Source organism: Micromonospora sp. C51 (assembly GCF_018070435.1).
Lineage (GTDB): Bacteria > Actinomycetota > Actinomycetes > Mycobacteriales > Micromonosporaceae > Micromonospora > Micromonospora sediminimaris.
On the sequence record NZ_JAGPXQ010000011.1, the window covers coordinates 132,727 to 143,615 of the forward strand.

Below are 10,889 nucleotides of genomic sequence, written 5' to 3' on the forward strand. Positions count from 1 at the left end.
GCGGTGGCCCGGGTCGGGCCACCGCCGCGCTGACGCGTCAGACCGCGTTGTCCGCGATGACCTGGCGGTACCAGTGGGCGCTGCGCTTGAACACCCGTCGCTGGGTGGGGTAGTCGACGTAGATCAATCCCCAGCGCTGCTCGTAGCCCTCGGCCCATTCGAAGTTGTCGAGCAGGGACCAGACGTGGAAGCTCTCCAGCGGCACGCCTTCGGCGATCGCCCGATGTGCGGCGGTCAGGTGGTCGCGGAGGAAGGTGACGCGGCCGTCGTCCTCGACGGTGCCGTCGGCGCTGAGTTCGTCGGGGGTGGGCAGGCCGTTCTCGGTGACGGTGAGGGGGATCGGCCCGTAGTCGCGGGTGACCCGGGTCAGGACGTCGTACATCCCCTCGGGGTAGATCTGCTGCCACTCCGCCTCGGAGGTGGGCCAGCGGCGTACCGTGCCGCCGGACGCGGTGACGTAGATCGGGGTGTAGTACTGCACCGCGAGCAGGTCGATCGGGGTGGAGATGATCTCCAGGTCGCCGTCGCGGATGGCGCGGACCATCCGGCTGTCGGGTCCGAGGTCGGCCAGCACGTCGGCCGGGTAGCTGCCGGTCAACGCGGAGTCGAGGTAGAGGCGGTTCTCGTAGCCGTCGTAGAGGCGGGCGGCCTCCGCGGCGGCGGTCGAGTCGTCGGCGGGGTAGCAGGGGTGCAGGTTGAAGGCGGGACCGATGCGGCTCTTTCCGCCGGTGGCGCGCAGGGCGCGGACGGCGAGGCCGTGGGCGAGTTGGAGGTGGTGGGCGACCAGGTACGCCGCGTCGGGGTCCTGCCGCCCGGGGGCGTGGTGGCCGAAGAGGTAGCCGTTCTGCACCACGGTCTTCGGCTCGTTGATGGTCAGCCAGACCGGCACCCGGTCGCCGAGGGCGTCGAAGACGATGGCGGCGTAGTCGGCGAAGCGCTGGGCGACGTCGCGGGACTCCCAGCCACCGGTGTCCTGCAGGCTCTGCGGCAGGTCCCAGTGGAACAGCGTGGCCATCGGGGCGATCCCGCGTTCGTGCAGGCCGTCGACGAGGCGACGGTAGAAGTCGAGGCCGCGTTGGTTGGCGGCGCCGGTTCCGTCGGGCTGGATGCGCGGCCAGGAGATGGAGAACCGGTAGCTGCGCAGCCCCAGGTCGCGCATCAGATCGAGGTCTTCGGCATAGCGTTGGTAGTGGTCGGCGGCGACGTCGCCGGTGTCGCCGTTGCGGGTGCGTCCCGGCGCGTGGCTGAACGTGTCCCAGATCGATTCGCCGCGGCCGTCCTCCTTGGCGGCGCCCTCGATCTGGTACGCGGAGGTCGCGGCGCCCCAACCGAAGTCGGGTGGGAAGGACCGCCGGGTGGTCGGCTTCGACGCGGTGACCGTGTCGTCGGCCGGGTCGCCGGGCTGGCAGCCGGCCAGACCGGTGGCCGTGGTGGCTGCGGCGGTGCTGCCGAGGACGGCGTTGACCGGAGTGGCGGCGGTGGCCGAGAGCGCCGCGCGGCGCAGCAGGTGCCGCCTGGTGAGTATCGACATGGGTTCTCCTCGTGGATGGGGACGACCGCCTGAGCCCGGGAGCGCTCCCAACAAAGGGTAGAGGGTAGGCGGTGCCCGCTGGGCCGAGTCGTCGCGAGGGGTGGGGCGGACTGCCTCGGTGGCGGGTGACGTGGGGTGGGGAAGGCGCTGTGTCGGTCGGGCAGCTGATGCGGCGGGACCGGGTGCGCCGAGTACCGCGGGCGGACCGTTGTGCGCGCCCGGGCGGTCGGCGGGGCGTCGCGGATGGCGGTCGGCGGGCGGGTCGACTGCCGTGCGGGGCGCGCGGGTGGTGCGCGTCTGACCCGTCGGCCTCTTTTCCCATCGTGAACGGGGGTTTAGTGTGGGGACGGGGGAGGGCAACCCCCGTCCCCACCGTGTTGCGGTACACGCACGTTCGGATTGGCGTCCCAGTTGTGCGTGTCGCGCGGGAGCCGGGCCACGCGAGTGGCTGAGGATCCACCTCCCTCCACTGTGGTGGGGTGACGGCTGACGGCGGTGTCCGGGCTGGCCCGCCGTCGGCCTGTGGTCTGTTCCCCGGAGCCGTGGGCACGACCCCGAGCGATATTCCGGGTGGAACTCTGTCGATGGAAGCGCTCCCATCGACGTTGTTGCGACTGTAACGCCCGTCACGGCTTTGTGAAAGCCCCAAAATGAGATCGAAACAAGTCGGTGTTTCCGGAAGTTCCCTTGCTGGTGCTGGGAGCGCTTCCATGGCACACTGTCGATCGACCGCGCGGAGCCAAGTTACGCGTGAGCGCGGGTCGCCGAGGGCTTCCGGCTCGTCCGGTACGGCGTCCTGCTAGCAGCGGGAGCAGCTGCCGTCCCATACGGCGCCCCGCCGCGCTGGCCCGACCCGGGCCGCAGCGACCACCATCCACTGGCACCTCGGCGGACCCGTCGTCCCCGAGGCGCCACCGCCGGTGCGCCACCGCCACCGGCCTGGTCCGAGGAGACACCGCGCAGATGAGAAACCTGGCTAGACGTCGGCGCCTGGCGTGGCTCGCCGCCGCGGCGCTGGCGATCGGTGGGGCGACAGTCCCCGCCGCCGCCGCACAGGCCGCACCGGCCTGCGACGTGGTTTATACGACGAATGACTGGAGCAACGGCTTCACCGCCAACGTCACCATCAGAAACACCGGTGACGCGATCAACGGATGGACCCTGAAGTTCGCCTTCCCCGGCAACCAACGGGTCACCCAGGGCTGGTCGGCCCGGTGGAGTCAGAGCGGCAGCGAGGTCACCGCCGTCAACGAGTCCTGGAACGGCAACATCCCGGCCGGCGGCAGCACCAGCATCGGCTTCAACGGCTCCTACTCGGGCACCAACGGGAAGCCGACCTCGTTCTCGGTCAACGGGGTCACCTGCGGTGGCACGGCGCAGCAGCCCCCGACGGTCAGCCTGTCGGTGCCCGCCGGCCCGTTCACGGCCCCGGCGACCGTGCCGCTGACCGCCACCGCCAGCGACCCGGACGGCACCGTCGCCCGGGTCGAGTTCTACCGCAACGGGCTGCTGGTCAACACCGACACCAGCGCGCCGTACGCGTACACCCTGGAGAGCCTGCCCGCCGGTGACTACACGGTGCAGGCCAGGGCGTACGACAACAGCGGCCTGTCCGCGATCGCCGAGCGGTCGTTCACCGTCGCCGCCTCCACCTCGCCGGCCCTGGTCGCCACGCCGACCGCGGTGACGGTCCCCGAGGGCGGCAGCTCGACGTTCAACCTCAAGCTGAGCCGGGCGCCGACCGCGAACGTCGCGGTGAGCCTGGCGCGTACCGGTGACGCGGACGTCACCGTCACGCCGACCTCGGCGACGCTTACCACGTCGAACTGGAACACCGGCGTCGACGTGACCGTCCGGGCGGCGGAGGACGAAGACACCGTCGGCGGCACCGCCACCGTCACCGCCTCGGCCACCGGCCACACCCCGGCGACGGTCACCGTCACCGAGATCGACAACGACGTGCCCGGCGGGGACGACGAGTACGTGCAGCGCTTCCTCACCCAGTACAACAAGATCAAGAACGCGGGCTACTTCAGCCCGGAGGGCGTGCCGTACCACTCCATCGAGACGCTCATCGTCGAGGCGCCGGACCACGGCCACGAGACCACCTCCGAGGCGTTCAGCTTCTGGCTGTGGCTGGAGGCCTACTACGGTCGGGTGACCCAGAACTGGACGCCGTTCAACAACGCCTGGACGGTGATGGAGCGCTACATCATCCCGTCCGACGCCGACCAGCCGACCGCCGGCTCCGCCGGTGACGCCACCTACGCCGCCGAGCACGACCTGCCCAGCCAGTACCCGTCGCAGCTGGACTCGAACGTGCCGGTCGGCCAGGACCCGCTGCGCGCGGAGCTCCGGTCGACCTACAACACCGGCTCCGTCTACGGCATGCACTGGCTGCTGGACGTCGACAACGTCTACGGCTACGGCCGCTGCGGCGACGGCACCACCCGCCCCGCCTACATCAACACCTTCCAGCGGGGCACCCAGGAGTCGGTGTGGGAGACCGTGCCGCAGCCGTCCTGCGACACCTTCGCCCACGGCGGTCAGTACGGCTACCTGGACCTGTTCATCAAGGAGTCGCAGGCCCCCGCCAAGCAGTGGAAGTACACAAACGCTCCGGACGCCGACGCCCGCGCCGTGCAGGCCGCGTACTGGGCGCTGACCTGGGCCAAGGAGCAGAACAAGGAGGCCGACGTCGCGGCCACCGTGGCCAAGGCCGCCAAGATGGGTGACTACCTGCGGTACGCCCTGTTCGACAAGTACTTCAAGCGGATCGGCAACTGCGTCGGGGCCAGCGCCTGCCCGGCCGGCTCCGGCCGCACTTCCGCCCACTACCTGCTCTCCTGGTACTACGCCTGGGGTGGCGCGTACGAGACCAGCCAGAACTGGTCCTGGCGGATCGGCTCCAGCCACAGCCACTTCGGCTACCAGAACCCGTTCGCGGCCTGGGCGCTGACCAACGTCGACGAGCTCAAGCCGCGCTCGCCGAACGCGGCGGCGGACTGGACCAACAGCCTCAACCGGCAGTTGGAGCTCTACACCTGGCTCCAGTCGGCCGAGGGTGGCATCGCCGGTGGCGCGACCAACAGCTGGGGCGGGCACTACGGCCAGCCGCCGGCCGGCACGGCCACCTTCTACGGCATGTTCTACGACGAGGACCCGGTCTACAACGACCCGCCGTCGAACCGGTGGTTCGGCATGCAGGCCTGGTCGATGCAGCGCATCGCCGAGCTGTACCTGGTCAGCGGCAACGCCCAGGCCAAGGCGCTGCTGGACAAGTGGGTGCCGTGGGCGATCGAGCACACCACGCTGGGTGAGGACTGGTCCATCCCGTCGGACATGGAGTGGACCGGCCAGCCCAACAACTGGAACCCGAGCAACCCGCAGCCGAACAACAACCTGCACGTCGAGGTGACGGTCCGGGGCCAGGACGTCGGCGTCGCCGCCGCCTACGCCCGCACCCTGATCGCGTACGCGGCGAAGTCGGGCAACACCGAGGCGAAGGAAACCGCCAAGGGGCTGCTGGACGCGCTGCACGCGCACAGCGACGACCAGGGTGTCTCGACGGTGGAGAAGCGTGGCGACTACGAGCGCTTCGACGACGTCTACGACGCCTCCACCGGGCAGGGCCTGTACATCCCGCCGGGCTGGACCGGTGAGATGCCCAACGGTGACGCCATCGCGCCGGGGAAGAGCTTCCTCGACATCCGGTCGTTCTACAAGGACGACCCGGCGTGGCCGAAGGTGCAGGCGTACCTCGATGGTGGGCCGGAGCCCGAGTTCCGTTACCACCGCTTCTGGGCCCAGGCGGACGTCGCCATGGCCTACGCCGACTACGGGAAGTTGTTCCCCAACGGCTGAACGAACTCCTCCGGGTGGGCGGTGACCCACCCGGAGGCACCGGCCGGGCCTCGGGGGTAGAGGCAGGTCCGGTAGACGGCCTGACACCCACGGTCAGGCCGGGGTGGGTCGGCCCTCTGGCCGACGCAGCGGAGCGGTCGGCCCACCCCACCTCCCCGACCCGCCGAGCACGGCGCGCACATAGCGAAAAAAAGTGACCGCCCCGGGATCACAACCCGGCCCGGGACGGAGTAACGTACATCACCGGAGAGGCCGCTCCCCCCGTGGCGGCCTCTCCCTTATTGTTCCTGCCCCGGTGCGCTCGACTCGCCGTCGTCCGGTGCCCTCGCGGCCGGCTCGGTCCGCGGCGTCACCGGGTGCCGCAGCCCCGGGTGACCGGCCGGCAACGACCGGCGCAGCACGGCCCAACTGGCGGCCAACGCCGCCGCGACCAGCGGCCAGGTCAGTCCCACCCGGGCCGCGGTCAGGGCGAGCACGTGACCACCGAGATACAGCGGCACGAACACCGCCACCCGCAGCAGGTAAGTCCCCGTCCACACCCAGCTGGCCCGCCCGTACGCCCGCAGCAGCACCGGGTCACGGCGCCAGCGCCCGCGCTGCCCCAGCGCGGTGCCGACGACCACCCCCAGCAGCGGCCAGCGCACGATGATGCTCACCGCCCACGCCAGCGCGCTGGCGGCGTTGGCCAGCACCTGCACGAGGAAGAAGTCCTCCGCCCGCCCGGTGGCCACCGCCACCAGCGCGGCCACGCAGACCGCGAGCAGCCCGACCAGCACCGACCGGGGCCGGTCACCGCGGCGCAACCGCCAGCCGGCCACCACCGCGCCGGCGACCAGCGCCGCCACCACCCCGACCCCGACCGAGCGGCCGGCCACCAGCCAGCCCACCGCGAACGCGACCGGCGGCACGGTGGCGTCCACGGCTCCCCGGCGCCCGCCGAGCAGATCGGCCAGTGACTCGGGCCGTCCGTCCACGGCGACGTCCCGCTCCGACGTACCGGTCACGTGCCCTCCTTCGCCTGCGGCCAACCTATCGCCACGCCACGGACGGGCCACCGGCCGTACGCCGGTGGCATGCCGCTAAGTTGTGCGGGTGCGCGTGACGCCCAGGGGTGGTACTGCGGTCTGGCTGGTCGTGCTGGCCCTCATTCAGACGGCGGCCTTCATCGCCGTCTGGCGATTCGCCCTGCACACGGAGATCGGCCAGTGGATCGACACGGTGGCCCTCACCGGCAACCGGATCGGCCGTGACCACATCGAGGAACCGGTCGACCGGATCCTCAACGCCATGTCCGTGGTGTCGCTGCTGGCGGTCACCGTGATGATCGGGTTCATCGCGCTGATCCGAGGCCGGGTCGCCCTGGCCGTCGCGGCGACCCTGCTGATCGCGGGCGCCAACGTCACCACCCAACTGCTCAAATACGGACTGATCCGCCCCGACTACGGCATCGACCTGGAACGGGCGTACGTCGGCAACAGCCTGCCCAGCGGGCACACCACGGTCGCTGGATCGGTGGCGGTGGCCCTGGTGCTCGTGCTCCCGGCCAAAGTGCGGGCCGTCGGCGCCGTGATCGGCGCCGGCTACGCCGCGACCGCCGGGGTGGCGACCCTGTCGGCGGGCTGGCACCGGCCCAGCGACGCGGTCGCCGCGTTCCTGGTGGTCGGCGTCTGGGCGGCGCTGGCCGGCCTGCTGCTGCTGATCACCCAGCGGGAACGGGCCGAGGTCGCGTCCGGTGACGCGCACCGGCTCACCGCCCTGCTGCTGGGCGTGGGCGGGCTGCTCGCGATCGCCGGCTGCGCGCTGGCCCTGTGGTGGCTGGTGGACCTGCGGTCCACCCCGGCAACGGAGCTGTCCCGCCGTCCACTGTTCGTCGGCTACGCGGGCAGCGCCGCCGGCGTCGCCGGCTCCATGGCGGTGGTGATGGCGCTGGTGCTCACCGCCGTGCACCGTCTCGTGCCCCGCTACAAGGGCTGACCGGATGAGCCTCGTACGGTCGGCCTTTTACGACGAGTGCGAGCGGCTCGGCGCGGTGCTGCGTACCCTCGACCGGTCGGACCTCGACCGCCCGACCCGCTGCGCGCCGTGGACGGTGGCCGACCTGCTGGCCCACGTACGCACCGGAGCCGGCCGGCTGGCCGACATGCTGGCCGCCACGGCACCCGGGCCTGCGCAGGTCGACGCCGCCGGATACTTCGGCGCGGCGAAGTTCCTCCCGCAGGTGGACGCCGCCCGGATCGCCGCCGCCCAGGGTGAGGTTTCCGCAGGCGGCGTCGAACCGCTGGCGGAGCGGACCGGCGCGATGCTCGACGCGGACTTCGACCGGACGTGGCGGGCCACCCTCACCGCGGTCGACGCTCACCCCGCCGACCGGGTGGTACGCACCCGGCACGGCGACGCGATGACGGTGACGGAGTTCCTGCGTACCCGGGTGGTGGAGGTCGGTGTGCACGGCCTCGACCTGGCCGAGGCGCTGAACCGACCACCGTGGCTGACCCCGACCGCCGCCCAGGTGATCGCCGAGCTGCTGACCGGCGGGCAGGCGCTGCCGGTGGGCCTCGGCTGGGACCGGCTGACCCTGATCCGCAAGGCCACCGGCCGCAGCCCGCGCAGTCTGGTCGAGCAACACGCCCTCGACACCGCCGGCATCCGACTGCTCGCCTTCGGCGGCTGACCGGCTACCGGCCCGCGTACCCGCGTTCGCCACGAGCCGCCGCTGCGCGCGGCAGCCCGGAGCATGCCGGCGGATCAGGCGGCGGTGCGGGGTGCCGGCACGTGCGGGGCGGCGGCGCGCAGGTGGGCCAGGACCACCGGGTCGATCCGACCGGGTGCCAGCCGCTCCTCCAGGTTCTCCAGCCCAGCCCAGTCGACCAACGCGTCCTCGGGCTCCGCCGGATCGGCCGGATACCCGAGCGCGGTCAGCAGGCCGGCGACCTCGGCGGCCAGCGCACCGGTCAGGGCCAGCAGGGTGGCCGGGTCGGGCCGGCTGAACAACAGGGTGTGCACCGCGAGCAGCCGGTCGAGTTCGGTGACCGGGTCCGGATGGTCGTCGACCCGCAGGTCGATCATGGCGTCGCCGGTGCCGCCGTACCCGCCACCACGACGCACCACGAGCAGGCCCGCGCTCTGCCGGCCGCGCCGGTCGCCGCCGGCGGCCTCACCGGCCCGCAGCGCCGTGAGCAGCCGCTGGGCGAACGGCAGGTCGACACCGGCCAGCCAGGCGTCGCGCAGCGCGTCGACGACCTGCGGGCCGGTGAGGATGTTTCCCTGCGCCGCCCAGCCGTCGCCGGCCTGCCCACCGGCCCAGCCCCGGCAGTGGACACCGGTCCAGGTGGCCCCCGGCCCGGTGGCGGCGACCACCCCGAGCTGCCGGTGGTCGCGTTCCGGGTCGGCGGCGACCAGGCCGGCGACCGCACCGGCGGCGGACACGCCGGTCCGCAGCAGCGCCAGCCCCTGCGGCCGGTAGGCCAGGTTCACGTGCGCCTGGGTGGCGATCGCCCCCACATCGGCTGCGGCACCGGGCACGAGGGCCCCGGCGGCCAGGAAACGGCTCGCCACGACGATGCCGTGCAGCCGGCCGTCGTCGGAGCGGGCCACGAGCGAGAAGGTCACGCTGGGAAGGTTAACGCTGGTGACGGTCCTGCGGCCGCCGCCATGACCTTGCCCGGCGAGGCAGGGGCGGGCACCATCGACCGATGACGACGCGATGGGCAATGACGGTGCCATTGGGCGGGATCCCGCTCGCTGACCACGCCGCGGTGTACGCGGCCCTCGCCGACGCCGGCTACACCGACGTGTGGTCCTCCGAGGTCAACGGGGCCGACGCGTTCACCCCGCTGGCGCTGGCCGCCGCCTGGCAGCCCGGACTGCGGCTCGGTACCGCGATCACACCGGCGTTCACCCGTGGCCCCGGCCTGCTGGCGATGAGCGCCGCCGCGCTCGCCGACGTCGCCCCCGGACGGTTCGCCCTCGGCCTCGGCGCGTCGTCGCCGGTGGTGGTCTCCGACTGGAACGCCGTGGAGTTCACCGAACCGTTCCGGCGCACCCGTGACGTGCTGCGTTTCCTGCGGGCGGCGCTGCGCGGGGAGACCGTCGACGGTGCCTTCGACACCTTCGCCGTCCGCCGGTTCGCCCTGGAACGGCCACCGGCGGTGCCGCCGCCGCTGCTGCTGGCCGCGCTGCGTCCGGGCATGCTGCGGCTGGCCGCCGCCGAGGCCGACGGAGTCATCCTCAACTGGCTCGCCGCCACCGACGTGCCCCGGGCGGTGGCCGAGCTGGGGCAGCGGCGGGCACAGTTCGAGGTGGTCGCCCGGATCTTCGTCTGTCCCACCGAGGACGCCGGGTACGCCCGCACCCTCGGCCGGCGGATGATCACCAGCTATCTGACCGTGCCCGCGTACGCGGAGTTCCACCGCTGGCTCGGTCGGCAGGAGGTGCTGGCGGACATGTGGGCGGCGTGGGCGGCCGGCGACCGGCGCGGCGCCCTGGCCGCGATCCCGGACGAGGTGGTCGACGCGTTGATCCTGCACGGCTCGCCCGAGCAGTGCCGGGCACAGGTCAACCGGTACGTCGACGCCGGGGTGGACGTACCGGTGCTGGCGTTGCTGCCCACCCCCGAGGTCACCGCCACCGACCCGGCGGCGCTGGCCACCCTTGTCGCCCGGCTCGGGCGCGACGCGAAGGAGTCGGCGTGAACCTCACCGACCGGGTAGCGGTGATCACCGGCGGGGCCGGGGGAATCGGTGCGGCGCTGGCCCGACGGTTCGCCGCCGAGGGAGCCGCCGCGCTGGTCCTGGCCGACCTGGACGGTGCCGCCACCGCGGCGGTCGCCGCCGCCGTGGGCCCGCTGGCCCGGGGCGTCGCCGTCGACGTCACCGACGAGGAACAGGTACGCGCCCTAGTCGCCGACACCGAACGCCGCTACGGCCGGATCGACGTGTTCTGCGCCAACGCCGGAGTGAGCAGCGGCGGGGGAGTGGAGGTCGACGACGCCGGCTGGGAACGGTCCTGGCGGGTCAACGTGCTCGCCCACGTGTACGCCGCCCGGGCGGTGCTGCCGGCGATGCTCGCCCGGGGCAGCGGCTACCTGCTGCACACCTGCTCGGCGGCGGGAGTGCTGACCGCCGTCGGCGACGCCGCGTACACCACCACCAAGCACGCCGCGGTGGGATTCGCCGAGTGGCTGTCGGTGACCTACCGGGACCAGGGGATCCGGGTCAGCGCGCTGTGCCCGCAGGGGGTCGACACGCCGATGCTGGCCGACGGGTTGGCCGCCGGGCACCTCGGCGCCCAGGTCATCGCGGCCTCCGGCGCGGTGCTCAGCCCGGATGAGGTGGCTGCGGCAGCGGTGGCCGGGATGGCGGAGGAGCGGTTCCTGATCCTGCCGCACCCGGAGGTGGCCGAGTACGCTCGCCGCCGCGCCGAGGACCCCGACGGCTGGCAGTCCGGCCTCCGCAAACTCGTCCGCCGCCTGAACACCCCCACCTAACCCCACCCC

At 72.7% G+C, this 10,889-nt stretch carries 8 protein-coding genes; 5 read left to right on the top strand and 3 right to left on the bottom strand.

The features are described from left to right. Positions 1-37 precede the first annotated feature (37 nt). Entirely contained in the window at positions 38-1,531 is a 1,494-nt protein-coding gene (locus KBX50_RS14965; protein WP_247673724.1) for a GH1 family beta-glucosidase, read from the bottom strand. Between the two features lie 963 nt (positions 1,532-2,494). Here KBX50_RS14965 and KBX50_RS14970 point away from each other — a divergent pair. Then, positions 2,495-5,395 (top strand): glycoside hydrolase family 48 protein, encoded by a 2,901-nt coding sequence (locus KBX50_RS14970; RefSeq protein ID WP_210937631.1) that lies wholly within the window; start codon positions 2,495-2,497, stop codon positions 5,393-5,395. Between the two features lie 278 nt (positions 5,396-5,673). Here the strand turns inward: KBX50_RS14970 and KBX50_RS14975 are convergent, their stop codons facing one another. Beyond that, positions 5,674-6,399 (bottom strand): DUF3159 domain-containing protein, encoded by a 726-nt coding sequence (locus KBX50_RS14975; RefSeq protein ID WP_210937632.1) that lies wholly within the window; start codon positions 6,397-6,399, stop codon positions 5,674-5,676. 82 nt (positions 6,400-6,481) lie between these two features. Between KBX50_RS14975 and KBX50_RS14980 the strand changes: the two genes are divergently transcribed. Then, the gene (locus KBX50_RS14980) at positions 6,482-7,369 is read left to right on the top strand and encodes a phosphatase PAP2 family protein (protein WP_210937633.1); all 888 of its coding nucleotides are present in this window, start codon (positions 6,482-6,484) and stop codon (positions 7,367-7,369) included. Between the two features lie 4 nt (positions 7,370-7,373). Next, complete coding sequence (locus KBX50_RS14985) at positions 7,374-8,066, top strand: maleylpyruvate isomerase N-terminal domain-containing protein (protein WP_210937634.1); 693 nt, start codon at positions 7,374-7,376, stop codon at positions 8,064-8,066. Between the two features lie 74 nt (positions 8,067-8,140). On the opposite strand, the gene KBX50_RS14990 is transcribed toward KBX50_RS14985, so the two are convergent. After that, complete coding sequence (locus tag KBX50_RS14990) at positions 8,141-9,004, bottom strand: DUF1028 domain-containing protein (RefSeq protein WP_210937635.1); 864 nt, start codon at positions 9,002-9,004, stop codon at positions 8,141-8,143. Positions 9,005-9,105: 101 nt separating this feature from the next. Between KBX50_RS14990 and KBX50_RS14995 the strand changes: the two genes are divergently transcribed. Then, positions 9,106-10,086: an LLM class F420-dependent oxidoreductase gene (locus tag KBX50_RS14995; protein WP_210937653.1), complete on the top strand. Its 981-nt coding sequence runs from the start codon at positions 9,106-9,108 to the stop codon at positions 10,084-10,086. Continuing rightward, the gene (locus KBX50_RS15000) at positions 10,083-10,880 is read left to right on the top strand and encodes an SDR family oxidoreductase (RefSeq protein WP_210937636.1); all 798 of its coding nucleotides are present in this window, start codon (positions 10,083-10,085) and stop codon (positions 10,878-10,880) included. Before KBX50_RS14995 ends, KBX50_RS15000 begins: the two co-directional genes overlap by 4 nt. Positions 10,881-10,889: the final 9 nt, after the last annotated feature.